The sequence below is a fragment of the Exiguobacterium sp. s133 genome (assembly GCF_018618595.1).
GTDB lineage: Bacteria > Bacillota > Bacilli > Exiguobacteriales > Exiguobacteriaceae > Exiguobacterium_A > Exiguobacterium_A oxidotolerans.
Window position 1 is genome coordinate 38,298 of the sequence record NZ_JACSMK010000012.1, and the last position, 25,271, is coordinate 63,568.

30 protein-coding genes are annotated in these 25,271 nt (G+C 39.6%); 11 read left to right on the forward strand and 19 right to left on the reverse strand.

All coding sequences use genetic code 11. The annotated features are described in order from the left end of the window. Positions 1–32 precede the first annotated feature (32 nt). From KNP96_RS13955 to KNP96_RS13985, 7 genes are all read left to right on the forward strand, one after another. A complete protein-coding gene (locus KNP96_RS13955; RefSeq protein WP_214771272.1) occupies positions 33–785 on the forward strand; it encodes a phage tail family protein in 753 nt (250 codons plus the stop codon). Positions 786–817: 32 nt separating this feature from the next. Beyond that, complete coding sequence (locus KNP96_RS13960) at positions 818–3,016, forward strand: hypothetical protein (protein ID WP_214771274.1); 2,199 nt, start codon at positions 818–820, stop codon at positions 3,014–3,016. A gap of 223 nt (positions 3,017–3,239) precedes the next feature. Continuing rightward, positions 3,240–3,386 carry a hypothetical protein gene (locus tag KNP96_RS13965; RefSeq protein ID WP_214771276.1) on the forward strand — a complete coding sequence of 49 codons (147 nt, stop codon included), beginning with the start codon at positions 3,240–3,242 and terminating at the stop codon, positions 3,384–3,386. A gap of 269 nt (positions 3,387–3,655) precedes the next feature. After that, positions 3,656–7,117, forward strand: coding sequence for a phage tail protein (locus KNP96_RS13970; protein ID WP_214771278.1), 3,462 nt, complete (start codon positions 3,656–3,658; stop codon positions 7,115–7,117). Between the two features lie 89 nt (positions 7,118–7,206). Then, positions 7,207–8,094: a M15 family metallopeptidase gene (locus KNP96_RS13975; RefSeq protein WP_214771280.1), complete on the forward strand. Its 888-nt coding sequence runs from the start codon at positions 7,207–7,209 to the stop codon at positions 8,092–8,094. A gap of 5 nt (positions 8,095–8,099) precedes the next feature. Continuing rightward, positions 8,100–8,717: a phage holin family protein gene (locus KNP96_RS13980; RefSeq protein ID WP_214771282.1), complete on the forward strand. Its 618-nt coding sequence runs from the start codon at positions 8,100–8,102 to the stop codon at positions 8,715–8,717. A gap of 2 nt (positions 8,718–8,719) precedes the next feature. Next, complete coding sequence (locus KNP96_RS13985; RefSeq protein ID WP_214771285.1) at positions 8,720–9,046, forward strand: hypothetical protein; 327 nt, start codon at positions 8,720–8,722, stop codon at positions 9,044–9,046. Between the two features lie 52 nt (positions 9,047–9,098). Here the strand turns inward: KNP96_RS13985 and KNP96_RS13990 are convergent, their stop codons facing one another. Continuing rightward, positions 9,099–10,094: a hypothetical protein gene (locus KNP96_RS13990; protein WP_214771287.1), complete on the reverse strand. Its 996-nt coding sequence runs from the start codon at positions 10,092–10,094 to the stop codon at positions 9,099–9,101. Between the two features lie 531 nt (positions 10,095–10,625). Between KNP96_RS13990 and KNP96_RS13995 the strand changes: the two genes are divergently transcribed. From KNP96_RS13995 to KNP96_RS14010, 4 genes are all read left to right on the forward strand, one after another. After that, positions 10,626–11,957: a recombinase family protein gene (locus KNP96_RS13995; protein ID WP_214771290.1), complete on the forward strand. Its 1,332-nt coding sequence runs from the start codon at positions 10,626–10,628 to the stop codon at positions 11,955–11,957. A gap of 131 nt (positions 11,958–12,088) precedes the next feature. Further along, on the forward strand, positions 12,089–12,925 hold the full coding sequence (locus KNP96_RS14000; RefSeq protein WP_214771292.1) for a ParA family protein: 837 nt from the start codon (positions 12,089–12,091) through the stop codon (positions 12,923–12,925). Then, a complete protein-coding gene (locus KNP96_RS14005; protein WP_214771296.1) occupies positions 12,918–13,454 on the forward strand; it encodes a BrnA antitoxin family protein in 537 nt (178 codons plus the stop codon). The genes KNP96_RS14000 and KNP96_RS14005 overlap by 8 nt, the downstream gene beginning before the upstream one ends. Before the next feature lie 205 nt (positions 13,455–13,659). Continuing rightward, on the forward strand, positions 13,660–13,950 hold the full coding sequence (locus KNP96_RS14010; protein ID WP_214771299.1) for a hypothetical protein: 291 nt from the start codon (positions 13,660–13,662) through the stop codon (positions 13,948–13,950). A 15-nt stretch (positions 13,951–13,965) separates the two neighbouring features. Here the strand turns inward: KNP96_RS14010 and KNP96_RS14015 are convergent, their stop codons facing one another. The 18 genes from KNP96_RS14015 to KNP96_RS14100 form a co-directional block, all read right to left on the reverse strand. Further along, positions 13,966–14,400, reverse strand: a complete 435-nt coding sequence (locus tag KNP96_RS14015; protein WP_214771302.1) for a DUF1064 domain-containing protein — start codon at positions 14,398–14,400, stop codon at positions 13,966–13,968. Then, positions 14,397–17,594 carry a PHP domain-containing protein gene (locus KNP96_RS14020; protein WP_214771305.1) on the reverse strand — a complete coding sequence of 1,066 codons (3,198 nt, stop codon included), beginning with the start codon at positions 17,592–17,594 and terminating at the stop codon, positions 14,397–14,399. The genes KNP96_RS14015 and KNP96_RS14020 overlap by 4 nt, the downstream gene beginning before the upstream one ends. A gap of 12 nt (positions 17,595–17,606) precedes the next feature. Beyond that, the gene (locus KNP96_RS14025; protein ID WP_214771308.1) at positions 17,607–18,293 is read right to left on the reverse strand and encodes a hypothetical protein; all 687 of its coding nucleotides are present in this window, start codon (positions 18,291–18,293) and stop codon (positions 17,607–17,609) included. 30 nt (positions 18,294–18,323) lie between these two features. Beyond that, the gene (locus KNP96_RS14030) at positions 18,324–18,821 is read right to left on the reverse strand and encodes a dihydrofolate reductase (RefSeq protein WP_214771311.1); all 498 of its coding nucleotides are present in this window, start codon (positions 18,819–18,821) and stop codon (positions 18,324–18,326) included. Further along, positions 18,811–18,981, reverse strand: coding sequence for a hypothetical protein (locus tag KNP96_RS14035; protein ID WP_214771315.1), 171 nt, complete (start codon positions 18,979–18,981; stop codon positions 18,811–18,813). The genes KNP96_RS14030 and KNP96_RS14035 overlap by 11 nt, the downstream gene beginning before the upstream one ends. Next, on the reverse strand, positions 18,978–19,241 hold the full coding sequence (locus KNP96_RS14040) for a hypothetical protein (protein WP_214771317.1): 264 nt from the start codon (positions 19,239–19,241) through the stop codon (positions 18,978–18,980). The genes KNP96_RS14035 and KNP96_RS14040 overlap by 4 nt, the downstream gene beginning before the upstream one ends. A 126-nt stretch (positions 19,242–19,367) precedes the next feature. Then, entirely contained in the window at positions 19,368–19,598 is a 231-nt protein-coding gene (locus KNP96_RS14045) for a hypothetical protein (RefSeq protein ID WP_214771320.1), read from the reverse strand. Between the two features lie 496 nt (positions 19,599–20,094). Next, the gene (locus tag KNP96_RS14050; RefSeq protein WP_214771323.1) at positions 20,095–21,267 is read right to left on the reverse strand and encodes an RNA ligase; all 1,173 of its coding nucleotides are present in this window, start codon (positions 21,265–21,267) and stop codon (positions 20,095–20,097) included. Between the two features lie 44 nt (positions 21,268–21,311). Continuing rightward, positions 21,312–21,764: a hypothetical protein gene (locus KNP96_RS14055; RefSeq protein WP_214771326.1), complete on the reverse strand. Its 453-nt coding sequence runs from the start codon at positions 21,762–21,764 to the stop codon at positions 21,312–21,314. Continuing rightward, positions 21,761–22,048, reverse strand: coding sequence for a hypothetical protein (locus KNP96_RS14060; protein ID WP_214771329.1), 288 nt, complete (start codon positions 22,046–22,048; stop codon positions 21,761–21,763). The genes KNP96_RS14055 and KNP96_RS14060 overlap by 4 nt, the downstream gene beginning before the upstream one ends. Positions 22,049–22,066: 18 nt before the next feature. Beyond that, positions 22,067–22,495 carry a hypothetical protein gene (locus KNP96_RS14065; RefSeq protein WP_214771332.1) on the reverse strand — a complete coding sequence of 143 codons (429 nt, stop codon included), beginning with the start codon at positions 22,493–22,495 and terminating at the stop codon, positions 22,067–22,069. Positions 22,496–22,522: 27 nt separating this feature from the next. Beyond that, positions 22,523–22,963 (reverse strand): YopX family protein, encoded by a 441-nt coding sequence (locus tag KNP96_RS14070; protein WP_214771335.1) that lies wholly within the window; start codon positions 22,961–22,963, stop codon positions 22,523–22,525. A gap of 282 nt (positions 22,964–23,245) precedes the next feature. After that, positions 23,246–23,569, reverse strand: coding sequence for a hypothetical protein (locus tag KNP96_RS14075; RefSeq protein WP_214771338.1), 324 nt, complete (start codon positions 23,567–23,569; stop codon positions 23,246–23,248). Positions 23,570–23,582: 13 nt separating this feature from the next. Next, positions 23,583–23,843 (reverse strand): hypothetical protein, encoded by a 261-nt coding sequence (locus tag KNP96_RS14080; protein ID WP_214771340.1) that lies wholly within the window; start codon positions 23,841–23,843, stop codon positions 23,583–23,585. Positions 23,844–23,861: 18 nt separating this feature from the next. Next, positions 23,862–24,065, reverse strand: coding sequence for a hypothetical protein (locus tag KNP96_RS14085; protein ID WP_214771342.1), 204 nt, complete (start codon positions 24,063–24,065; stop codon positions 23,862–23,864). 170 nt (positions 24,066–24,235) lie between these two features. Next, complete coding sequence (locus KNP96_RS14090) at positions 24,236–24,448, reverse strand: hypothetical protein (RefSeq protein ID WP_214771344.1); 213 nt, start codon at positions 24,446–24,448, stop codon at positions 24,236–24,238. 42 nt (positions 24,449–24,490) lie between these two features. Further along, entirely contained in the window at positions 24,491–24,829 is a 339-nt protein-coding gene (locus KNP96_RS14095) for a hypothetical protein (protein ID WP_214771347.1), read from the reverse strand. A gap of 18 nt (positions 24,830–24,847) precedes the next feature. Beyond that, positions 24,848–25,174, reverse strand: coding sequence for a hypothetical protein (locus tag KNP96_RS14100; protein WP_214771350.1), 327 nt, complete (start codon positions 25,172–25,174; stop codon positions 24,848–24,850). Positions 25,175–25,271 lie beyond the last annotated feature (97 nt).

The following is a 25,271-nucleotide window of genomic DNA, read 5'->3' on the forward strand; positions in this document are numbered from 1 at the left end:
AAAAAGATACTTTTAATGGTGGTGAGAATTATTTGAAACACTTTCTAGGATTTACATATGACGGGATTCCTTCGATGCATTATGGTGTAGTACAGGTTTCGACGGGTGGTGGACTATTTGAAGACTCCTTAATCGCAAGTCGGACGGTTGAATCCGAATCAGTCAAGAATCGAGACTTTAGTCTCTTCAAGTCGATTACGCGAGAGAACATCAACTTCAACATGTCCTTGTATCTTGAACATGGGGTCGATGAAAGGCAACTCGATATCATTCGAAATTGGCTAGACGTCGATTACTATAAACCGTTCTATTTTGACGAACGTCCTGATCGCGTCATCTACGCCATGATTGATGGAGAGCCATCTCTTAAGCATGACGGCTACCAAGGGTACATCGAAGTGTCATTCGTTACCAACTCCCCATATTGGTGGAGTCCGATTCAAGCACTTGATTTTAAGAGTGCGACCACTTTTAGCTTTCAAAATACGGGTACTAGGTCACTCTTCCCACTTATCGAGATTACTGCAAAAGGTAATATTTCGAGCGGAAGTCCAGTCAAAGTGATAAACGTCCGAACAGGACAAACCCTTGAGGTGAAACAAATGGCGTCAGGAGAGGTGTTGATTATAGATTGCCTAAACAAATATCTCGAATCATCACTGCCTGAAACCTATCGTTATGATGTTTGTAACGAGGAATACTTAGAAGTTGAGACTGGTGTCTCTCCTATTCAGCTAGTTGGGAACGCTAGTTTTAAATTTAGATACCGTGAAAAGTATCGTTAATATATAAATAGAGATTTAAGGAGCAATGAACAATGAATTTTCAAACACCTAGTCCATTCTTATATCAATTAAGAGATGGTTCAATGATAGATCCTTATGTAGATAAAGTAGAGACGCTAAAACAAGTTGACGGTCGAGTTGTTTTGTCTGAATTGCCAGTTAAACAAAACGGCGTCTTGGTGGACGGATATTTCGAAATTGACACTAATAACGCTAAAGAAAATGAATTTTTCGTAGATTACACTTATGGAGTCCTGTACTTTTTCAGTGGCTTTAATAATACAGTAATTGTTCGATATAAAGGAAAAGGAAATATCTCTCTTCCTTCGGATCGTATTTATCACAACAAAGATGGAAATCATGAGAGCTTGGATGCTTATATAGATGGTGTAAATAGAAATATTGATTCCTATAATAATCAATTGACAGAGCTACGACATGACGTTGAAAACACATCAAAAGAAATAGAACTAAATTTAAGCAATAGAATTATTAATTCCTCAAAATTGATATGGAAGGAGCCTGTCAATAGCTTTTCTTTGTTATCTACGACCTATCCTTCCGCAGAAGAAGGTTATACTTCAATGGCGCGCGACACAGGAAAAGTATACCGGCAGAATGGTTCGACTTGGGTAGAGATTCAAGACATTGATCCGACAGCTATCAACGCCGTTGAAACACGTGTCACAAATGTTGAGGAAAACCTAAAGGTCGCATCCAGTTCGGAAACAGCGCCGCTCGGAAGTGAGCTGCTCACTCCCGCAGGATGGACTTCTATAGGGTGGACTGGAGACTTCACAAACGGGTTTCAACATGTCACTGGAAACGTATCACCTCTTTCATACCCACTGGCAGCGACAGACGGAAAGCAATATCAAGTCGTGATGACGGTAGAAGATACTGACACTCTCAACAGTGGTTTCAAGTTTAAAGTAACAATCGGAAACTCGGCACCGTTTGAAATGTACCAAGCGGTAGGGAGCTTAATTACGTATTCAAAAGGAATACAATCAATTGGGTCAGGGAATTTAACCATCACGCCGACGACCGACTTTACGGGATTAATTAAAAATATTTCCGTCAAAGAAATTGTGGGTATCGTTCCTGCTACATTTAAAATAAAAAGTAGCACAGGTGAAAATGTACTTGAAATTCGACCAGCTAAAAAAACCTTAAACAATGTATTTTTAGGAAACGCGGCCGGTGAACACAACACCTCAGGTGAGATGAACACGGCTATCGGTCATGGAGCAATGGAAAATAACTTATCAGGTTTCTGGAATGTTGCTATGGGCTATCAATCTCTTTATAAAAACGTGAATGGTTCCCGTAATATTGCGCTTGGTCGCTGGTCTTTATTTGAAAACATTTCAGGAGCGCGAAACGTTGCTATCGGTTCATACGCACTACATCGGTTAACAACAGGGGATTATAACGTTGCTATCGGAGCAGATTCAGGATGGTACACAACAACGGGAAGCTATAATATTTCCATCGGTACAGTTTCTCTCGATAAGAATACAACAGGTAGCTACAATGTTGCCATCGGATATAATGCTTTGCGAGACAACACAACGACAAGCTTTAATGTAGCAATTGGACAACACGCACTCAGACTATCAACACAAAACAACAATACAGCAATAGGAGCATATGCACTAGCATCCAACTTAGATGGAGCAGGATTGACCGCAATTGGTTATCAAGCATTAAACAAATCAACAGGTAGTAATAATACGGCGATAGGTCAACAGGTGTTACTAAATCTTTCAAGTGGAACAGGTAATACTGCTATGGGTCGAACCACTTTACTGAGTTTGGTTTCTGGATCTTCTAATACTATTATTGGTCAAGATAGTATGCGGAATTTGACATCAGGGCAAAAAAATACAGTGATTGGACAAAGTTCAGGTCTTCTACTAACAACGGGTGACAATAATATTCTGGTTGGTCAATCTATCAATACCCCAACCGCGACAACCAGCAACTACATGTCGTTAGGTGATTTAATCTATGGAGACTTGATTAATTTACGTGTTGGAATTGGAATAAACGCACCTTTAGCAAAGCTTCATATTGGAGCTGGTTCGAGTACCGTGGCACCCATTCGGATTAATGCGGGGACACTACTTACAACACCAGCCAATCATTCTATCGAATACGATGGAGCTTTCCTGTACCTTACGTCATCAAGTGGTATACGTCGAAAATTCGCAATGGAGGCGGTCTAATGGAGGGAAGAATGAACTTGTATTTCTTTAAAACTCGCATGTTTTGTGATCTATGTTTTAAGGAAAACAGAATTCCAGGTCAAATGGAAACGACAGGAAAAGTTTTTTTTAGTAATCCCCCTAAATATGAACACAAATGTTCAACATGTGGGTGTAAGGAAAAATATTTAAAACAGTATCCTCATATTAATTATGAAGAAATAAATCATTTGGAGTGGTAACAATGAATTTTACATTTGAACTATCAGAACAACAGGCGCAAAAGGTTTTGAACGCGCTTGTAAAAGAACCTTACGGAGAAGTGGCGGAAGTGATTGATGCTATTCAATGTCAAGCTGTTGAACAAAAAAATCAAACATCGGAGGAATGAAGTGAATGTTAGAGTATTTCATAAGAGATATTACTACGCTAAATGAGGTTTCCTTCTTTTTAAAATACTGGTGGCTATATCTTTGTTTATTATTGATTATATTGATGCCATTTTTGAAAAGTTTGCTTAACGAATCTTTCGACAGTACTACTTGAATTCTAAGCTTAACAAGATGAAGAACAACTGGTCGTGACCAGGAAGACAAACACAAAATATTAACGAGAGGCGTCCTTCGGGGCGTCTTTTTGTATTTAAGGAGAACACACGATATGTATTTTGATGCTCAACCCCCTATTGAACGGCCAGTCCTTCATTTAGCTAGACCAGATAGAAAAGTCATTGCTCGTCTCAGCGAGGTTCAGGACGAGACTGAAAACTTTAACCTTGGACAATTGACGGAACTAACCTTCAGTGTTCCTTTGAAGTACGAAACGTTAGAAGAGAACAAAGTTAATCTCAACGCACAAAAACTATTGGAGCGTATGTTGATTCGTCTTAGCACCGAAGGTGAAGAGCGTTGGTATATCATTAGCAGCCGTAATATTGACGTAGATAGTAAGAAAGCGATGATTACAGCAAAATCAACGGCATACACATTATCTGACATCCCAATCAAATCATTTTCAACAGTTGAGAATACTAATCCAGATGGTCTTGATTATTCTTCATGGACACTCTCTGAAATCATTCGAGAGACCGTTGATCGTGACGAGGATACGATGTGGGCATTAGGGAATGTGGATATTGAGTTTGAACTAAAGCGTCGTGAATTTACGCACGATGGTTCACTAGGAGAATTGGTTGTTGCAGCGGCAGAAAAGTTCGGAGCAATCCCCGTCTATGACGACTTAAATTCAAAAATTCATTTCAAACACCCGGACAAAGTAGGACGCAATCGAGGCTTAAAGCTGACTTACGATAACTATTTGTTATCTATGAGTAAAGATTCTAGCTCAGACAGTCTTGCTACGCAGCTTACTCTGTACGGTTCAGAAGGACTCACAATTCGTGAAATTAACCCTACTGGTTCTACATATATCGAAGACTTTAGCTACTTTCTTTACCCTTACCAAGAAGACACTAATGGAAATGTTATCAAAAGCAGTATGTTCATGTCTGATTCATTGGCTGGATCAATCGTCAAGTATGCGAAAAAAATAGAAGATTTAACTCCCTCATTTCAGACAATTCTTCTTCAGCTTGAGACATATATGAAGCAAATTAGTGATATTGAGACTGAAAAATCTATCGAGGACACGGAGCTAGTCAAGAAGCAAGAGCAAATCGATATTTGGCTCGGTACAAATAATGGTGTTTCGAATCCAACTTATGAAGCTGAAAAGCAAGTCATCGTAGATAAAATTGCTCAGTTTCAGGAGCAAATTGATTCATTGGTCGCTCTCTTATCTGATTTAGCTGGAGATTCATACTACGACACAGGGTATGTTGAGCTCGGTGCTTCAGGTGGACAATTAGGCCTTTTAAAAGAGCAACTATTGATCCGTAATAACTTTACACCAGAACAAATAAAAGAGCGTTCATACTACATCATTCGTAAAGAATGGTCGAACGATTCAATCACAGAAGCGAAGGATTTACTAGAAGAAGGACGTAAGGCATTCAAAGAGTTTAGTAGACCTTCTCTTAATATGAACGTAAGTGTCGTGGACTTCTTATCTTCCCTTGAGACTCCTTTCGCACACAAGCAGCTTTATCTTGGTGACACCGTTCGAACAGAAGATGACTGGGAGCATCGTGTACTAGAAGGTAAGATTCTGGGTATTACACGAAACTACTATGAAAAGTCATTAGACCTACAGATTGCAAACTTTTCTAGCGAAGAGGACTCTGCTGACAAGTTTTTAAAAATGATCTATCAGGCTTCTTTCGCTTCTACAGTCGTAAATGAGAGCAAATATAAGTGGGACTTGAGCGTTGAAAACAATGGGACAATCAACGCTTTGATTAATCAGAACTTCGATGCCGTCGGAAAGAAAGTCACTGGCGGAGCTGCAGGACTAACAGAATTCTCTGCTCGCGGATTGACAAGTCGTGACTACGAAAACAGAAACGAATACCTTGTTATTCAGAATGGTCGTATGGCTATCACAAAAGACGAAGGTGTCTCTTGGAGTGTTGCGATTACACCTCAAGGTATCGTTGGGGAAAGAGTCTTCGGGAAGATTATTGCCGGTGTTAATTTAACCATCGAAGACGAAGATGGGATCGTTCGAATGTTAGGAAATAAGATTTCAATTTCAAATCGTTCAGACGAGGAGGTAATGAAGATCGGTCTACTCTCAAACTCTGGAGACGCTGACCGTTTTGGTTTAGTAGTAGACAATCGTAGAAATCAGGTTGGGATTGTTGATAACGAAGGTTTTTATATCGCTAAGTACGTCGGAGAAAATATTGAGAAGCTTCTTTGGACGGATACGGACGGAAACTTAAACACACAAAAGATTACTGCTACAGATATGAAGATCGTTAACGCAGACTTTAAATCTGGTGTCGTTAAAAACGCAAACGGAGAAAACATTATCCAGTTTGGGACATTCGGCATGAAATTAGATAATGCTTCTTTTGAAATCACAAACGGTGGATTTGGTGTTCGAATGAACAAAACAGAAGGATTCGTAAATGAGAACAACGACTATATCATTTCAATGAACCCTTCGAGCGGATTCAAGATGAGGAACAAGATCACCGCAACAGATGTTTTCTACATAAATACAGAAGGAAAGCTGACACTAAAAAATGTCGTTATCGACGGCGGAGCAATCAACTGGAATAACACAAATAAAATGGCAGTGAACTGGGACGATGTTTCAGGTAAACCTAATGTTCCAAACGGGACATATATTGATCAGTACGGTCTTTACACCGGGACGATTGCAGCTAACCGGATTAGCGCAGGGACAATATCAGGATTAAGTTTTAACACATATGTAAGTACAACTACAGGATGGATCACGTTAGACGGTGGAGAGATGCGGAGTTATAAATATGGCTCAGGATCTGCTGAATTCGCTTCCATCTCAAACGGATTTATCGGTGTCACTGTTTACACTCCAACCACAGGGACAAACCAAACCGTAGGGTTAGATGGCAACTATGGTTTCTACGCACAAAGCACAATGGATACAACCTCTCGATTACGGATGGACGTAATAGAGAGCGAGTCGGCTTGGGGTCGTATGGTTTATCGAATCGCTGCGATTGGAACGAATCCTCGATTAGACATTCAATCTGACTATAAGATGTACTTCTATGCGTATAACGAAATGAAATTTACTTCTCCCAACGGTATTACTTTTATGGATGGACTAGGTATTGGAGGAGCATTTAATAATACTCCAGGTACAAGCAATGTAAGCATTGGTTCAAGCAATATTTATGCTCCTGGGAAGGTTTATGCGTCAGGTGTCGCCCTTACGTCTTCCGTTACTCGCAAGACTAATATCGAAGTATATAACGAGGATGCAATTGATTTTGTTAAATCCGTAAATATTTATACATATCATTATCAGTCGGATGTAGATGAGTTTAATTTCGAAAACAAACAAATCGGAGTTCTCGCAGAAGCTGTACCTATGCTGCTTCGCGGAGGAGAAAGTGACTCTATCAACGTGTACGCTTTAACCTCGATGCTCTGGAAAGCCGTACAACAACAACAGTTAGAGATTGAATCATTACAAAAAGAGATCTCTGATCTTCAGGACGCCATTTAATTTAAGTACAAAGGGAGGGACTACGGTCTCTCCCTTTTTTATATAGATCGCATTACATAATCTCGAAACACAAAAGGGGAAACTTACACATGGCAATCACATTAACTCAATTATTAGAAAAAGCAAACGTTCGTCTTAACAACCCAGGCATGAAGAAAATCGTCGCAGACAAAGTTCGTTACGTCATTACTGAGATGCACAAACAGGGAATCTATGTTGGTGTCGCTCAAGGATATCGCTCAATCGCTGAACAGAATGCTCTTTACGCACAAGGACGCACTACTCCAGGTAGTGTCGTCACGCAAGCGCGTGGTGGACAATCGAACCACAATTTCGGGGTAGCGGTCGATTTCTTCTTATATGATGGCTCAATCACAAAAGCGAAATGGGTCGTTGACGCAGACTTCCGAAAAGTAGTCGCTGAAATGAAAAAACAAGGGTTCGATTGGGGTGGAGATTGGAAGTCGTTCTACGATGCTCCTCACTTTGAGCTGTATGACGCTGTACGCGGTCAGAAACCTTCAGCAGTTGATTTGGCTGTTCAGAAAGCGAAAGCAGTCGTCCAAAACGCGACTGTTAAGAAAGCGGTCAAGAAAGACGCGAAAGATACGTATACAGTCGTTCGTGGAGACAACCTTACTAAGATTGCAATCAAATACAAAGTCACAGTCCGCGATCTCATGACGTGGAATAAATTAAAGTCGGATTCACTTCAAATCGGTGACAAATTAATCGTAAAGGCTCCGGTTATGAAAAAGCCTACACCCAGCAAAGCCAAAGAAGTAACGGCTCTCGCTGACGTCAACATGCGGACGAAACCAGAGATGGGGAAAGATGTCGTCTATGCGGTCATGAAAAAGAATATGACACTCGAATACCTCGCTACGACTTCAGACAAGAACTGGTACAAAGTTAAAAACTCGAAAGGTCAAATCTTCTACGTTTCAGCTAACAAGAAATTGACGAAGTTGACGTAATCTCCATGCGAGAAAAATCGGAAATGGAGATGATGATTTTGTTAAAAGAATTAAGACTCTACAAGGAAGAGGTTATCGATTACATGGCAAGTGCTTGGTTGACCGTCAACCCATATCTAATATGGCTTGGCGGTATTTTTTCGTATATCTGTTTCCCGACAGAGAGTTACCGCACATATGCCATGATCACACTCGGATTACTCATCTTAGACTTAATCACCAAGTATTATGCCATCTCACGCGAGTCAGGTGGCTTTTTTAAAGCAATCCGAACTAAGGCACTATCGAGTCATAAGATGTGGATCGGGACTCGTCGCAAACTACTTTCATACATGATCGTCATCGTATTGGTCGGGTTAGTTTACCGCTTTGAACAGCTTCAGGACGTCGCAGGGTTAGTCGGGACACTTTCATACTGTATCATGTTCCTTCGTGAAGCCCAGTCCGTTCTAGAGAACATGGTTCAAGCGGGTCATAAAGATTTAAGCCCTTGGTTGCTTTGGACACGTCGCAAAACAGAATCGCTTGAGGCGATGCTAGAGAACGCTGAGGAAGCACTCACTGAAAACGCAAACCTCGAAGAAATTGTCGAGGAAGTCCAAGAAGAGAAAGGATTGGATTAAGCATGGCAGACATTTTATTTGAATTGAGTATTGCAGGAGTAGGAGCGTTAGCAGCACTACTCGCACTAGGAGTGAAGAAAATCATGAACAGCAAGAAGTTCTCAGCCTATATCACAGATCAAGAATTATTGGCCATCTTGTTCGAGGCCGCCATCACAGAGGTTGGACGAAAGTATCCAAACCTTAGTGCGGATAATTATGAGGTTACGCTAAAACTATTTTTACACAAAGAAGTACATAAATACTTCGGGTACAGCCTTAACGACAAACAATTAGATCAACTTTTCTTAGCCGCTCGCGAAGCATTAGCAAAACAGCTAAAAGGTTGATTTTACAGGGGAAATAGGAAAAAATAATCCCCTTCCCTTGGTACTTTTTATTTCAGGCAGTCCTATATTGCACCGAAATCAACGCCAACACACTCTCGTACACCTCATGACACCATACAGGACTCCAAAGACGTGCCTGTTCCTCACAAACCGATACATAACACTCCTGCTCGTCGATTGCGTCCAAAACATCTCCAAGGACAAGGTCGACGACTTCTTTTTTCATTTCTTCCCGAAGCAAGTTCCCCAATGTCTTCACGAAATACCCCAACATATTCTTTACCTCCTTTTCCTTCGACACATGAACTGTTCGTGCTACGGCGGACTTCACCAATCCCAAATGATTAAGTACATCAAAATTACGCATGAATGCAGGAAATTCTTTGATTAACATATTGATGAGTGTGCGCTGCAGTGAGCGTGTACCCAACGTATTAAGTAATTCGACCTTCTTTCGTTCTGATAACGCAAGTGGAAGTAATGCACGATGCAAGTCTTCACTTCCCTCGAAAGCTGTCACTGGATTTTCAATTTGAGCATTCGGTGTATCGAATGTTTTAAGATCTAAAGATTTTTGAGAGCCTAAAAGAGAAGAGCTTACTGCTGGGACATTTTGACCGGTTTCTTGTGGGACATCTTCTGAGACATCCTCAATTATTTCATTTACCACATTCACAGTCTTAGTCTCTTTTTGTAATTTCACGAAGCGGATAATACTAGACGTTTGGCGATTATCTGATTTCCGTTTCGCATGAAACACTTCGATCATACTTAAGCTCTTGAACTTCTTATAGGCGCGAAGGACAGTTTTCCGACTGCACCCTACTACCCCAGCAAGCTTATTCATTGAGATATAGGCCACTCCACAATGCTTGACTGCATATTGCGATAAGCGAAAGAATAACTCTTTCTCTGTCTTCGTAAGTAGATCGGCATTCAAATTCAAGTGTTCGTAGTATGATTCATTCAGTTGTTCGATGCTTTCGTGGTTGATGTACGATTTGATAGAGTCGGTATTTAGTACGACGTCGATCCGTTGTTTGGCCATGACGATTCTCCTTTGAGAACATCAAAAAGCGCGTCTCCCAAAGCTACTGTTGGCTCAGTAGAATCTTCGGAAAACACGCTTGGCTTATGTATAAAGTCAGGCTGCCTTTAATCTAAAACAAATTTTGTTTAATAGATTATTGACTTTCACGCTTACCTTCCCTACAATAAGTGTATAAACTTAATGTATGAAAGCCAATGTGAAGTGCGTTTCCGATATCACCTTATCGGGATCGTCTCATAGGATGTCGCCAAACATACCTGTGAGCCGTTGGCTTTTTTCTGTTCAGTTATTTGTTGTTGCTCTTATTTTCGCTTAAATGTGGATAAGTGTCAACAACTTTTTTGTATGTAAATGGAACTTGTGGATAAGTCGATAAATATAAGTAATTCTATGACCTCATATCCTGTTCAGTAAGGTGTTTACAAGTGAAAAATGATTACTACCACATAAACACAATATTATCTAGAGGTTAGTAAATTTTTTATGATATGATAGACGTAAACGTGGGCAAGGAGATGTTGATAAGTTATGAGATTCCCCGAGATAAAAGAAATGAAGGTCGCTATATACCTTAGAAAATCGCGGGCTGACAAGGAAAGAGAGTCGCGGAATTCCGTTTTTCAAAATGTAGAGGACACACTGGATAGACACAGAAAAGAACTTTTAGAGTTCGCTGATGACCACAGATTGAATGTAGTTGCCGTTTTTAAAGAAGTTGTTTCGGGAGAAAACCTATACGAGCGGACACAGATGAATGCTTTGATTGAACAAATGTCGAAGCAAAAGTTTCAAGGTGTCCTCGTAACTGATCTTGATCGCTTAACACGCGGGTCAAAGATTGACCAAGGTATCATCGAACGATCTTTTTTGCGAAGTAACACACTTATTATAACACCAGATCAGGTTTATGACATGAATAATCGTTCAGATTCTTTTTCTGTCGGGTTCAAGACCTATATGAGTCATCTTGAGTTAAACGAAACGGTTCGTCGCTTGCAGCTAGGACGGGTTCGATCCACAAGAGATGGCCGTGACGTCTCTCCTAAACCTCCATACGGTTATATTAAAGACAAAGACAAGCGACTCGTTCCCTCTTCTTCTCAGGCTCACATTGTGCAAGAGATATTTGAGCGTTTCGTGATAGATGAAGAGACCCCGAAAGAGATTGCTGAAGACTTAACAGCTCGTGGCGTTCTTTCTCCTGGCGGAAAACCTGTATGGCATGTCGTCACCGTTCACAATATTTTAAAGAGAGAGAAATATACAGGGACACAGGTTTTTGGTATCAAGCAGCAGTTCAAAGACGATGGAGACCGACAAGGAAAGTATGTTCCAAAGCTTGTTCGAGATAAAGAAAAGTTTGTAAGGTCAGAGAATACGCATGAAGCGCTAATAGATCGAGACACATGGATCAAGGCACAGCTTTACCTTGGAGCGAACAATAAGAAGAAGACATTCGCCAAAACAAATAACCCGTTCAAGGACGTTTTAGTTTGTAGCGAATGCGGAAAAGGTGTTCATGTTCACAGAAGAAAGTCACGTAGCGATGCGTATTATTGTAGAAACAAAGAATGTGAGACCGGCCAAGTATCAGAAGACAGATTGATGCAGCGTTTCTTCGATACCATTAGAGAGAAATTAGAATACATTAAAAAGATGAACGAATTAACCGGAAAAGATTATGATAAATTAGAAGAAAAACTAGAAAGATTAATAGAATATTTTGAGTCAGATGCTACTCATTCTCATAAGAATCAAGTTTTAAAGGAAGCAGTATCTGAAATAAAATATACGAAGAGACCTCACTGGAGAAGGGCTTTCTTTAAGATTGAGATCGTTTTCCGCTATGATTATTTATAATATTACTGAGTGTGTTAATGCTAATGTTATTATTAGTGTTAACACACTTGTTTTTGTTATTAAAAATGTTATCATTAATAATAACAAGTTTAAGTTTAATCATAAAATTAAACTAAAGAGGAGAGATTTGAATGACTGCTAAGGTTATTGCTGTTTCAAGTAATAAGGGTGGTGTTCTAAAAACTTCCGTCACCACGAATCTAGCTGGGGTGATTGCGAACAAAGGGAAGCGTGTTCTGATCATTGACGTCGATTCTCAGTCTAATGTAGCTTTGACTTTCGGACAGAATCCAGATGAGTTCAAGTATAAAGTGAAGCATACGGTGTTTGACTTGCTGACGGCTGATCATACGTCTGAATTCAAGTTAGACCCAGCAGATGCAATCATGACCGTAGACAAGAACATCGATCTGATGGCCACTAATGATGACATGGTGGCATTTGAGTTTACAGTACTTGAAGACCCAAATAAATTCAGCTTCGAACGTCGCTTCTTCTTATTGAAAGAGATTGTCGATGAGCTGCGCGAACTATACGACTTCATCTTAATCGACACACCACCTAATCTTGGGTTGACGCAAGGTAACGTCCTAACGGCTTCAGATGGTATCTTGATTCCCTTCCAACCGGAAACTTATAGTATGCGTTCGCTCATAAAGATTCTAAAGGTTTTCAGAGAGTTTAAAGAGGACAACAATAGTATGCTTGAAATCATTGGTGTCGTCCCAACCATGGTCAAAGAAAACACAATGATCCACCGAAACGTTATTATGATGCTTCGAGATTATGGTCAAATTCATGGTATAAGAATTGCTCGAAATCACATTCCGAATTCAATCCAATATTCAACAAGTGTTGGTTACGATGAAAGACCAATTACAATATCAAAACCTAAAGATAAGTTGTCCAGAGTTTACTTTGAATTAGTGAAAGAATTAGATATAATGAGGGGGAAAAAGAATGTCTAAGAGAGAGAGAAAGCTTCTATCTTCATTTGGTGGAGTAGCTTCTGAATACGAAGAAAGCGTTGGTAATAAAGAAGTTTCAGAAAACGTTGTTACTAATAACAAAGATGTTAATGAAAATGATAATAGTAATGTTAATAATAATGATAACAATAATGAACTTATTAATAATAACAATAATGATAACAAACTTGTTAACAATGACGAAGTATATAACGAAGAGGAAGACCAATTGAATAATGAAGATGTAAATCAAATAGATAACAAAAATGAGCATCAAAAAGATATAGATTCAGTAAATCCAGTTGATAACATCCGCGTGAATGATCCGAAACGAAAATATGCGAAGAAAAAGTCTCTTCTGGACAATATCGTCGATGATAAAAAGACGAAAAAACAGATGGCATTTTACCTCGATCAAGACGTCATAGAGGCTGTCGGGAAGCTCAATACACTAGGCAAAGGCCGCATTAAATCAACGTTTGTTAACGAGGTGTTACGAGAAGCACTAGAACGAGAAGGATTGCTATAAAACAAAGAACCGACCCAATAAGAGGTCGGTTTTCTTATGCCCACAACATTACGCTTATCGTGATAGATGTAACGATGTGGGCTATTGAAACAGAGGTCAAAAGAGGAAGAGAGGAAACGTTGGTAAAAAACTAATGTGTTATAATGTGTACACATAAGTTCTTATGTGTTACCATGGATTCATATCAGAAAGGAAGTGCTTTGAAATGGCAGCAAAATCAGCTCGTGTCGTTGTATTAAATGAAACTCAAGAAACAAAATCAGGTATTCGTGGCGGTTGGACTCTCTGTCTACAATGGTGTATCTATACTTATGACGATGGAACGAATCAACATGGTTATCGTTTCATTTGGCGTCGTCCTGACGGAAAACTTCAGGCAGCTCGTGGTCAAGCACGTATTCCTAATCTCGAAATTGCTATGCGATTAATGCAACAAGCGAAGGACGCAGGTTGGGGAGATCTGTCAAACAACAGCTTAAAAGACGACAATCGCTGATAATTTTAAAGCCCCTCATTTCTGAGAGGCTTTTTTTAGTTTCTTCGCTTTCTTCTTACCTTCTTCATTATCTTCATATGTAATCCATCCACCGGTCTCAGACCCGCGCTTCAAGTTCCTAACGATCCATTTAAGGTCTTTGTCGGGATAACGGTACTCAAACATCTTCCGTTTCAGTTTGGCGTCTGAAGTGGGCATTCCTTTGACATCGATGACCGTCTCTTTGTCTTCGTTATCAATCAGTAAGAAATCTGCCTTATAATTGATTGCTCTCCGCTTCAAACCTTGGTACTCGTATTTCGGCTGCAACTCATAGACTGGTTGTAACTTGAAGTCTTTGAGCTCACCTTTCTCTTTTAATTCTTTCACATAGAGGTAGTACAAGGATTCAACTCGTGAGTCGAATCGAATCCCATCTACTACTGTCTTCTTTGCTCCATATTTACTCATAGGTTCACCACTTTCTCAAAACTGTTCAACCATAGCTCTTTCTCATCTAGCTTCTGCCACTTGCCGTCTACCATCTTTGATTTGTTCTTGCGGACTGTAGAGGTGAACTTAACAACATCTCCAGGAAGTAATCGTGGCGTCCCTTCTTGAGTGAAGTAGTTGTTCTTAGCCATCTTGATCTGTGTTGTTTCTCCGTCCTGCAATCTCATGACTGTCATACGAGGTGAGTATTTGGTATCTACGGCCGTCACTAAAATGGCAGACGGATCAAGAGAGGATAGATCAGACTGGATATACTCAAGAAGTTCTAGCTCTGCTGCAATCTGTTCGTTAAGCGGAAGCGACTCATCTTCGAGTGAACTTTCGAAATCGTGCAGCAGTGGCAAGCGTTTCTCTTTCGTTTTGGCAACGTGCTTCTTGTCGTACTTGTTTTTACCTCCGTCGAATTCCTCATAAATCTTGAGTAGCTTAGCGTTTCCGCCAAATTCACTGAAGAAGTTGAGTTTAATCAGGTTTAAAAGGCTCGTTTTATTCGCCAGAGAGCCCTCAGTTACATCGACAAGTAGGTCAGTGAAGTAGTTGTATTGCCGATCTCTTAGGGCGTACAGGTTATCTCCTGCTGTCGTCTGAACACCTTTGATTGATTTGGTATCTTTAAAGATTTTGCTTGCCTCTTTATCTACTGCATACTTGCTCTTGGCATACCGGAATCTAGGTGGAACGACTGTGATTCCGCGAGACTTGAGATATGCGGTGATTGCTGCAGTCTTCTCTTTGTATCCTTCCTTCGATTCTGTGGCCAAGATTTGAAGCTGTACCGCTCCGAATTCAAGAGGATGATAGTGGCGTAAGTAAGCATTCACATATCCGATATAGCTATATGCTTGAGAGTGGTTGATCGAGAATCCGTAATCAGATGCATCGTGGATAACCTGCAGGAACGATTTAACAAGTTCTTCCGCTTCAGAGATGTCGGTATCATGTTGCTTAACCATAGTGTCGATAAACCGCTCCTTAATCTGAGGAACATAAATATCTAACTGCTCCTTCTGCTTTTTCCCAATGGCTCGACGTACCAAATCTGCCTCACCGCCAGAATAACCACAGAACTCCATTAAGAACTGGATGATTTGCTCCTGAAAGATCATTCGAGATGCCGTAGGAGCCAAGAAGTCATTCAGAGCTTCATGGCCATAATCTACAACTCTCCCCTGTGCTAATGCGTCACGATAAGAGTTCCCCGATGGACGGATGGCAGCATTTCCGATAGAGAACAGATTCATCAAGTCCAGGTTCTCTCCAATAGACTTTTTGAGAGTAGTAATTGTATCTGGATTAAATAATCGTCGGTAATAACTTTCTGCTGTCTCGCTTTCAAACTGAAAGATTGATAGTGTCGTATCAAGCATAGAGTTCCAGACATTCATATCTGAAGCATCGACTGTATCTGGTGTGAGACGATCAATGCCGGCCATTTCGCAAGTGTCGTTTGTCAGCTCAATTGAGCTCAGCCCAAGCATATCCAGTTTCACAAAGTTGAGTCCGTCAATTTCTTTCATATTGATAGCTGAAATGGTTCGCAAACCTGCTTTCTCACGCTTGTCAGAAGTTTTCGGATCTGCAAGAATCGTTCCCATATTCGTATCAAGCTTTACTGGCGACACCACGAAACCACTTGCATGTGAACCAATGTGACTCATTACACCTACTAATCTCTCTGCATACCACATCGCTTCTGGGTAGTTATTACGGTATTTCTTCATGAGCGATTCGAATTGCGCTTCTTTTTTCTCGTCAATTGGCTTTGTGAGAGCATTTACTTCAGCTTCGGCCATTCCGAATTGCTTGAAAATTAATTTGATAGCTCCTTTGATCCCAAAAAGACTATATGTAACAATCTCGGAAAAATAAAAGTTATCTAATTCGTTTTCAAGGGACGCTACATAGTCAATCACTTCTTGCCGTCTTGAAGGACTTATGTCCACGTCAATATCAGCAAGGCTAATTCTTTCCTTACTCATGAATCGAGCAAAGTTTAAATTATGCTTAACGCTGTCCATTTCTGTAATCCCCATTAGATAAGCAACAAGACTTCCTGATACAGATCCGCGACCATAGCCAGGGTAGATTTTCTGATCTTTAGCCCAGTCAATAATCTTCTTCTGCAGCAACATGTAGTCAATTGCTCCAACCTCTTTGTAAACCTGCTTCTCTTCTTTAATACGGGCTTTGTAGATTTCAATCTTCTCTTCCGGCATCTTCTTTAGTCCACGACTATTAATACCTGCCTTGATTGCTTCGTTAAAGTCTTTCTGAGGATCTTTTGACACCTTTGGGTACTTATACGAATAATCTAATTCGAACTCTTCAACCATGTCGGCCATTACGTTAGTGTTTTCGATAGCCTGAAGATAAACCGATTCAGAAAGTTCTCCTTGTTTATCGAACGCTTGAACAAGTTCATCGTAAGACTTAAATGTTAGGTCGAATGAATCCTCGTCACCGTAGCTGATACCTTTCGTCTTCATGAACATCTGACGTACTTTCTGATGCTCCATATTTAACGCGTGAGTATCAGTTCCGGCAATGAGCGGTACATCGGTCTCTTTATGTAAATCGTATAAATAGCGGTTAAATGCTCTCTGATCATCAATGTCGTGATATTGAACTTCAAAGAAACAACGATGTTTATTTTTGGTCATCCACTCGATAAAGGTGTTTGCTGCATCTTCTCGCCCAAGACGAACTCGACCTTTCCAAAGCAAGCTCGCAAGACATGCTGAAGTAACAATGATGTTGTCAGATGTATTCATAACCTCTTCCATACTGAGTCGTGGGTCATAGTAGTAATGGCCATCACGTTGGTATGATCGAGAGGAGAGCTCATTAAGCTCAAGCACTCCGTCATAGTTCTTAGCAATCAGCATCATATGATAGTTGTCACGTTTCTTCTCTTCGAGCGTTTCAGTCATATAAATCTCGTTAGCATGAATGTACTTGAGTCCAGCTTTCTCGACTGTCTGTTTCTTCTTGACCCAACTAAGAATGTTTCCATGTTCAGAGAAAGCAATTGCTTTCATTCCTAGTTCTTTTGCGCGGTTAACGTAGTCTTCAAATTTTGTTACTGAATCCGCTCCAGTTGCGTTGAAGTTACTAAAGTCGCTATGTAAGTGATAAACAACATAATTCTTCATCGTATCTCTCCCTTAAACTTCTTTCATTGCCCAGTGATTGAATTTAACAATCCCATTGTACGGGTGATCAATCTTTTCCATTTTCTTAATTCCGTCAACCTCTACCTTTTTCTCGTGGCTAATCAGGAAGAACTCGCTGAAACATTCTTTGCAATAGTAGTTCTGTTTAGCGGCCGTCAAATCAATGTCATACTTCTCGAAGATTGTTTTAAGTTCTACCGGACTAGAATCTTCATAGGCAGAACTTATGATGTTAATCGTCTTGTGACCGCAACAGGGACACGACGTAATATGATTGATATTCATTTTTTCAATCCCCATCAGAGGCTGATGGCTGTCTAACAGAACTTCCCCAACAAATTCTTCACCGACCATTTTGCGATAGACATCAAGTAATCTGTTGATACAGTTGTACGATAGATTAAACTCACTTCGAAGGAAGCCGTGTCTGACGTACTTCGACATCTTTCCGTACAACTCAATCTCACCCGTTGTCATGCTTCTCTTCTGTGTGACTCGTACAGTCTTACCGGTGTTTCGTGCTTCTTGCCACATGTCTTCGACAATCTTTTGGGTTTCTAGAAGGGATAACCCTCGCAAGTTAGCAATACATTGCATGTCCTCTCCTCGAATATAAGATCGGATTACCTTTTGCTTCGTCTTTTCATCCAACACGTTACTTTTGATTAATGTAGTCATTTTAAATACTCCTTGTTTTAAATAGATTTTTTAGACAGGTGAATAATAGCGAATCGTTGCTGATCTTGTTAATTCAATCTCTTTTGTCACAAACCACTCATCAGTAATCAGGGGGAAGAACGAATCTGCTGCCTCTTCTTTATCGACATGGGTAATGATTAAACGGTCTGCTGTATCCATAAACTGCTCATAGATGGACTGGCCACCGATAATAAAAACTTCCTTCTCTGGGTCATATGTATTCAGGATCTTCTTTAACTCTCGAAGGTCGTCCATTACGATGACTCCATGTAATGCTAACTCAAACTTTTCTACAGATGTATAAGATTGAGACAATACGATGTTAATGCGATTCTTTAGCGGCTTTCCAATCGACTCGTATGTAGTACGCCCCATGATAACAATTGAGTCTCGCGTTGTTTCCCGAAAGAAACGCATATCGTCAGGTAGATTAAATAGCAATTGATTGTCTTTACCGATACCATTATTCTGATCAACACACGCTATTAAAGTGATATTAGAGTCCATCTTGAATCTCCTCCGTATCTGTCAGTTTCTTCATTGCGTCCAAGAAGACACGTAGATGGTGTCGATTAATCTTACGTTTGATAACACGGCGTTTTAACCAAAGCATCCAACTATATATCTCATCAAAACGTGCTGCTTTTTCTTCTGTAGTTAAGTTCATTGTTGTTCGCTCCTTTTTAACTTTTCGACATAAGCTCGATTAAGTTTTTTGATAGTTTGATCTGTAAAAACCTGAACGTCTTGGCGTGTCATATTGTTAAGTTCGACCATCTTCTTCATTGCTCCAACTGCAGTTAGTACCATGCTTTCATCGATTTTCAAGTTCTCTAATGCATCTTTCTCTCTGTCTGAAAGAATTAGACGATTAAAGTAGTCTATTGCTACAACATATGTATCCTCATCAATCACGATCTCCTTCACCTTCTCACCACCTTTAAATATCATGTACTATTTAATTTAATAATAGCATGGGTATCTTCATAAAACAAGCCATTGAACAAATGTTTTTCAACAAATATCCAATGGCTATGGGTTAAAAGCTATCTTTTATTGAGTTTGCTCAAGTTCAAAACTCTCAAGGTTTGTTTTAAGCTGCAGAGAGTTGTTTGAATGAACCTCTTTACCGTCCTGGTAGATGTCGATGACAGGTGCTTGCTTGTAACGACCTCGAAACTCATAAACTAAATCAAACTGATCTCCAGCTTTTAGTCCTTTAAAGAACTCTGCAGATGTTTTCTTTTTAACCTCTTTGACAATAAACGATCCTGTAAGTTTCATTTGTTTTCCTCCTGAATATTTTTTAGTTTCTCTTTTAGTTCTCTGTTGTTCCTCAATATTCGTAAGTCTCGATCCGGTAAGTATTTTGAAGCATATTCAGTGCCATGGAAGAACCCACTGTTAAAGGCCATAATTATCGAGAAGATGTATAAGATTATTAGAGCCGTATCACTCATAAATCTTCTCGTTCTCGCTGCGAATTAATAAGCTCTAGCTTGAAGTATGCTGCGTTCTTCCATAATCCAAGCTGTTGAAATCTGACTGCTAAATAAATCAATCCTTCTAACAACTTATTGATTAGTATTACTAATCCTCTCAGGATAACTAGCGGTGCGAGAAGCACGTATGAAATGAAACGTAAGAGATCTTCTAATGAAGTTAGCAATACATCGTATACAAATTGTTTCCGGCCGAAGTGAGATACATATTGTTCTCGGATCTCTGGGTTAAGCCATTTTTTAAGCAATCTGAACATCGATTTCCCCCCTATATTATTTTATTTAGATACCATCAACTCGTATTCGGCATAGTTGTCTGAGATCTGCTTCTTAATATCAGTCATGACTTCCTCATTTGTTTTACCGTTATTGATATTAAAGAGATGACGACTATCTTTCCCATTGTAGTTCTTTGATACATAAATCCCAAACGCTCGTCTATCCTTGACATCGACAACGCTCGAGATAAACGTATATTGGTTCGTGAGTGTACTTAAACTGATCATCGCTTGTTCATCTAATCGATTCCCGAAGCTTTCTAATTCTGGGCGAAACTCTTCTGGCAGCTGCATGATATAGTCATTCAGTTTATCTTCTGCCCACGTTTTGTACTTAGATTTAACAGACATACCATGCTTGATACGGTGTACAGAGAGATATTCATCTCCCTTAATTTTTAGCCGTTTACCGTTTTTAAAGCGAATAATAAAACCTTCTTCATTGGCGCTCATGGTTGCCTTTAGAGCTAACATGTCGTCCAGGGTATGATTAAATTGTTTGACCAGATTTAGACCTAACGTATCAGCAACTTCTTTCATCTCGCTATAAGAGTAATCCTTATTGCGATCTTTGACTCCAATTAAGATTAGATCTTCAGTTGATCCATAATCCACTACGACACGATTTAATGGATAGATGATTTCAAATAGAAGTGTCGGGAACAAATCACTATACGACTCTAAATATTTCTCTTCTGCATGAGGGTATTTGTTTTTCCAGATATCCAAAGCCTTTTTTGATTGATCAGACCCTAAACTGCCTTTAGTAGAGAAAGCAATCTTGCCATTGTGCAGATAACTAATACCTAGCGATCCGTCTAGTTTCTCTGTAATGGCGTCAACTTCATTCCAGTCGATATCAGCGTCGTATCCTTCGATTTCGTTTAAACCATAGTTGGGGAACTTCTCGAATGGCCACGCAAGTACTTCGACAAAGTTGTCATCCTCCGGCGATTTTAAATCGACGATTAATCCGCGAGCTGTCATAGTGTATTCGTTCCAGTGTTTTTCGTAGACAGTCTTATCAGTGTAATTTAGGATCACTACGTTCTTATCGTTCGGATGCTCGCTAATCTTGATATAACCCTGGTTAGCTTGGTTCACATATTCCGCGTATTCTTCTTTCGTCAGATAGTTCAGTGTCTCTCGAAGTACTTGTTTAAAATCAATCATCATAAATCCTCCTATGTACTATTAGATTAAAAAAACGTTTTTATTCAGCTACCTTCTCTCATGCTGCGGACAACATGTAGCAAATCTTTCTTATAGCTCTCGATCTGATTAGCGTTGTTTCTTCGAGTCTCTTCTAAATCTAAAATGTATTTGTCTGAGTAATCCAAGACACTCTTCTTCTCTTCGAGCTCTTCTTTTATTTTTTCTAATTCTTTTTTTAGGTCTTTGTTCTCGCGCTTTAATCGATCAAATTCTTTCTTCGCTGATTTCATTTTTTTATGGAGTCTATTTACCAAATCATCATCTTCGTCTTCTTTAGTATTATCCTTGTAGTATGCTGCCCAAAAGTCTTCTGGCGTGACTCTACACTGCTCACCTTTCTCTGTAACATATTCAAACATTGTACCTTCGTGATATCCTTGCTCTATACACGCAATAGAAGCATATCGATTTTCATCTGCTTTACTTAGGTATCGAACACCTGATCGAAATATCATTCGCTTTTCTCCTCCGTCTGACTCTCGATAATAGTCACTGTACCTTCCATTACTCCTGCAACTGAATCCTCTTCAAATGTATAAGTCTCAGCCTTTTCACCTTTACGCATGTCGCGCGTAGCGTACCAAAGAGAATCGTCTTTCCAGGTGATCTCAACTAACTTCTTGTTCTCAGGTAAGTTGACAGTGTAGTCTCCACCAAAGTTACGGGCATTGTACTGGCTGCACCCGCTTAAGGCGAGTGCGATCATACCAGTAGCTAGAACGATTTTAAGATTTTTCATATGTAGTCTCCTTTATACTTATTGATTTAATACACCTTCAAAATTAGCAACAGGCTCAATACGGAAGATATTGATACTACTCTCCATACGGAGCGCGATATATGAGTTTTCGTCATTTCGATATGTATACCATTCTGGGTTTAGATGTAGCTGTTCAATGGCTTCTTTTAGGAACGCTAAGTCTGATTGAGAAACTGTTGGTGATTTTACGATCTTGCTTTGTCTAGGTTTGTTGGATTGAGAGTCATTGATTTTTTCACTTAGATCATCTTTTTGAACATAGGTTTTAATAGACCTTCCACTCCTAGAGCTTCCCTGAACAAGGACATATTTGCCGTTAAACCCCTTAGCAATGACTTCTGTTCCAGCCTTTAAATATTCATTGCTTCCTTCATTGACATCATTATTTAATGTATAACGTCCGCCGAACTTAAGACCAATTTTCATCTTTATTCCTCCTTTAAAACTAAGGTTTTATACATTTAACAAATCTGGGTGTTCATAGATGTTTCCGATGACTTCGCATCTATATCCCGCAATTTTTTTATACATCTTTGTTACTTCTGTTTTTTCGTAACTTTCAGAGTGGTGAATGGGGTTTCTTAAACAAGCGCCATTAGAAGCAGTTATTGATACAATGCCTTTATGCCACCCAAAGTCCGTTTCATGGCTCACATATCCCAAACTATCAGGGTCATATTTGACGTCGTAATCGCGTTCGTAATCTTGTTTCAGAATGTCACCTTCATAAATTTCAACGCCATTCTTATCTTTAAGTCCGGTGTATTGCATTACTTCGACTTCACTTTCAAGCCAACGATAGTTAGGTGCAAACGTTTTGACTGCCATAGCATCACGACCGTAAATCATTTTTTTAGAACATTTCTCAAACGTTCGAAACTTAATCTCTCTCATGTTATTTTTTCCTCCTAAAACCAAGATTTTAATGTACATCAGTATTTCAATTGATCATGTCCTTTATCTCAGATACAAAATCAATATAATAGAGTTCTTTTATAGATTTTCTAGTGTATTCTGGATAATCAATGAAGTCTAAGATAGATTTATTTTCATCGATACATTTAACAATTGTCCGATGTTGTGGATTGTTTTTGAGATGTTTGACGTTTACGACATAATAATGACCACGCTTCACTTTCTCACCTCTCAAAATATGCTTAATTTAAAATCAGGATTTTAACCTCGTCTTACCACTACAGGCTTAATGCCTTTTAGGCTAGGCAGCTCTGTCTCTTCATCTTCACTACCGATCAATTCGTTTTTCAACTCAATCCCTGCGGCAAAGTAAGTGTCTCTATCCAGCATCCGAATCGGACGCCCGAAGAAACGAGCATCCTTTATCTTAATCGATTCGTTCCCGATTGCTTCATGATGATCACATAGCTCTCGCCATTCTTTTCGGCCGACATATAGAACTATTTCGTATTCGGAGAGTTTACTGGCGCTCTCAAGAGCTCGAAGCGCCGAGTAGGCTTGAACAATTAGCTCTTTGTATTTCATTCGATCACCCCTCCTAAATTGATGTATACATTATTCTCAACAACACGTTAAACTCTCTTTGCGTCATGTTCAACGCCGTGAATAGCGCCTCGATTTCCGAGAATGGACGAAGATAGTTATCCAAGACATCTTCACCCTCCTCTTGTGATGAGACTGTGCCGGTGACATTGTTCAAATAATCCTCTCGTGTCAGATTCCAGTGCGTCGGACAACCGACGACCGTTGAATACCGACAATACAGTCCGTTCGGTTGTTGTGCGATGAATGATCCCATATCGTCTCTCCTTTCAAATCAAGGTTTTATCGTTGCCTTAAGCAACTCAACATGTTCGCCAGTAAATTCCGAAAGTATCAAGTTGGTCATATGCTCAATCCTTACATTTCGTTCTTGCTCAGACACAAAAGGATATTCTTTGTTAACATGGTTTTGAGCGTGTGTTAACGCCGCACCGAACACGACACCAATCATAAAAATAGGATTTTTCTTCATCTCCACGTTCTTCACCCTCCTAAAATCAAACTTTTATCTGAGCCATTTATGACCGCATCTAGCGCAAGTAAATTCAATGCTGTTCCAAAGAACCGACTTTGTGTGGTTCGAAGGTTTATGCCCGAAAAATTTACACTTCCAATTCTTAAACATAGATTCTTACCTCCCTATAAAATTTACTTTTGATCGGCTGTCATTGCGTTTATTAAACCTTTAGCTTTAGAACACGTAATTGTAAAATCAATTCCACCATGGAATTTTTCAACGAACGTTTCAAACACTTCAATGCCGTCTACGTTCGGATCATCTACCATTCCTAGAAGTGTATCGAGGTTCCGCTGTAATTTCGCAAGTTCTTTCAATGTTTCATTCGCTAGTTTTTTATTCATCTAATTGTCCCCCTAAATAATTTAGTTTTGATTTGTTTATCTTTATACCTTGAGATCAAGGATTTCAGCAATTTTAGTTAAGTTCCCAAAGCTCACTTTATTCCAGTTCACTTCATCGATCTTAGAAATGATCTTTCTCATTTTGAATTCCAATAAAATCTCATCTGTTACTGGGTCGATATCTGCGAAATCCCAACTAGATCCTCTGCCATACTGAGAACCATCAGCGTTAAACCGATGCCCATTTTTAGTGCTAATTCGTCTTGTTTTGGTGATATTTTCAATTGCTGTAATGCTTTTAGTGTGGCGTGTTCGAATATACACCTTATCTCCTACCTGTAATCCATCGAGCCATGCCTGTTTTTCTTCTCGATTTGTCATGTAAGCATCTCCTTTTGTTTACTTTTTAGTTTTTACCAATGTATAAATCTCACCTTCACGATCAACTATCTCATACCCTTTGTCGTGGACTTCATTGAAGTCGGTGATAATTGCTTTGTATTCGTAAACCATTTTGTGATCCAATGACTCATTAAACCCCTGAAACAACATTAGAGAAAATATGACGAGAACCATTGAGGCAAGAAATAAATCGAACCTACCTTCTTTAAATGCTTCGACAATAAAAGCAACTACAGCACACAAAAGAAGCAATCCACAAACTAGACAGATAAATCCGAGTGCTGGGTGAAAATCATAATATTCCTTCTCAGACAAAATTTTCATAGTATGTACCTCCTTAATATGGCCGACCTTGACTACGCTCATGGCAGTCAAAGCACATTTGATCACCCGCTGAATCTGGCGAAGTGTTACCATATTT

Coding starts and splice junctions, on each gene's coding strand:
- KNP96_RS13960 (WP_214771274.1), top strand. CDS start 818: ATGAATTTTCAAACACCTAGTCCATTCTTATATCAATTAAGAGATGGT.
- KNP96_RS13965 (WP_214771276.1), top strand. CDS start 3,240: ATGAATTTTACATTTGAACTATCAGAACAACAGGCGCAAAAGGTTTTG.
- KNP96_RS13970 (WP_214771278.1), top strand. CDS start 3,656: ATGTATTTTGATGCTCAACCCCCTATTGAACGGCCAGTCCTTCATTTA.
- KNP96_RS13975 (WP_214771280.1), top strand. CDS start 7,207: ATGGCAATCACATTAACTCAATTATTAGAAAAAGCAAACGTTCGTCTT.
- KNP96_RS13980 (WP_214771282.1), top strand. CDS start 8,100: ATGCGAGAAAAATCGGAAATGGAGATGATGATTTTGTTAAAAGAATTA.
- KNP96_RS13985 (WP_214771285.1), top strand. CDS start 8,720: ATGGCAGACATTTTATTTGAATTGAGTATTGCAGGAGTAGGAGCGTTA.
- KNP96_RS13990 (WP_214771287.1), bottom strand. CDS start 10,094: ATGGCCAAACAACGGATCGACGTCGTACTAAATACCGACTCTATCAAA.
- KNP96_RS13995 (WP_214771290.1), top strand. CDS start 10,626: ATGAGATTCCCCGAGATAAAAGAAATGAAGGTCGCTATATACCTTAGA.
- KNP96_RS14000 (WP_214771292.1), top strand. CDS start 12,089: ATGACTGCTAAGGTTATTGCTGTTTCAAGTAATAAGGGTGGTGTTCTA.
- KNP96_RS14005 (WP_214771296.1), top strand. CDS start 12,918: ATGTCTAAGAGAGAGAGAAAGCTTCTATCTTCATTTGGTGGAGTAGCT.
- KNP96_RS14010 (WP_214771299.1), top strand. CDS start 13,660: ATGGCAGCAAAATCAGCTCGTGTCGTTGTATTAAATGAAACTCAAGAA.
- KNP96_RS14015 (WP_214771302.1), bottom strand. CDS start 14,400: ATGAGTAAATATGGAGCAAAGAAGACAGTAGTAGATGGGATTCGATTC.
- KNP96_RS14020 (WP_214771305.1), bottom strand. CDS start 17,594: ATGAAGAATTATGTTGTTTATCACTTACATAGCGACTTTAGTAACTTC.
- KNP96_RS14025 (WP_214771308.1), bottom strand. CDS start 18,293: ATGACTACATTAATCAAAAGTAACGTGTTGGATGAAAAGACGAAGCAA.
- KNP96_RS14030 (WP_214771311.1), bottom strand. CDS start 18,821: ATGGACTCTAATATCACTTTAATAGCGTGTGTTGATCAGAATAATGGT.
- KNP96_RS14035 (WP_214771315.1), bottom strand. CDS start 18,981: ATGAACTTAACTACAGAAGAAAAAGCAGCACGTTTTGATGAGATATAT.
- KNP96_RS14045 (WP_214771320.1), bottom strand. CDS start 19,598: ATGAAACTTACAGGATCGTTTATTGTCAAAGAGGTTAAAAAGAAAACA.
- KNP96_RS14050 (WP_214771323.1), bottom strand. CDS start 21,267: ATGATTGATTTTAAACAAGTACTTCGAGAGACACTGAACTATCTGACG.
- KNP96_RS14055 (WP_214771326.1), bottom strand. CDS start 21,764: ATGATATTTCGATCAGGTGTTCGATACCTAAGTAAAGCAGATGAAAAT.
- KNP96_RS14060 (WP_214771329.1), bottom strand. CDS start 22,048: ATGAAAAATCTTAAAATCGTTCTAGCTACTGGTATGATCGCACTCGCC.
- KNP96_RS14065 (WP_214771332.1), bottom strand. CDS start 22,495: ATGAAAATTGGTCTTAAGTTCGGCGGACGTTATACATTAAATAATGAT.
- KNP96_RS14070 (WP_214771335.1), bottom strand. CDS start 22,963: ATGAGAGAGATTAAGTTTCGAACGTTTGAGAAATGTTCTAAAAAAATG.
- KNP96_RS14075 (WP_214771338.1), bottom strand. CDS start 23,569: ATGAAATACAAAGAGCTAATTGTTCAAGCCTACTCGGCGCTTCGAGCT.
- KNP96_RS14080 (WP_214771340.1), bottom strand. CDS start 23,843: ATGGGATCATTCATCGCACAACAACCGAACGGACTGTATTGTCGGTAT.
- KNP96_RS14090 (WP_214771344.1), bottom strand. CDS start 24,448: ATGAATAAAAAACTAGCGAATGAAACATTGAAAGAACTTGCGAAATTA.
- KNP96_RS14095 (WP_214771347.1), bottom strand. CDS start 24,829: ATGACAAATCGAGAAGAAAAACAGGCATGGCTCGATGGATTACAGGTA.
- KNP96_RS14100 (WP_214771350.1), bottom strand. CDS start 25,174: ATGAAAATTTTGTCTGAGAAGGAATATTATGATTTTCACCCAGCACTC.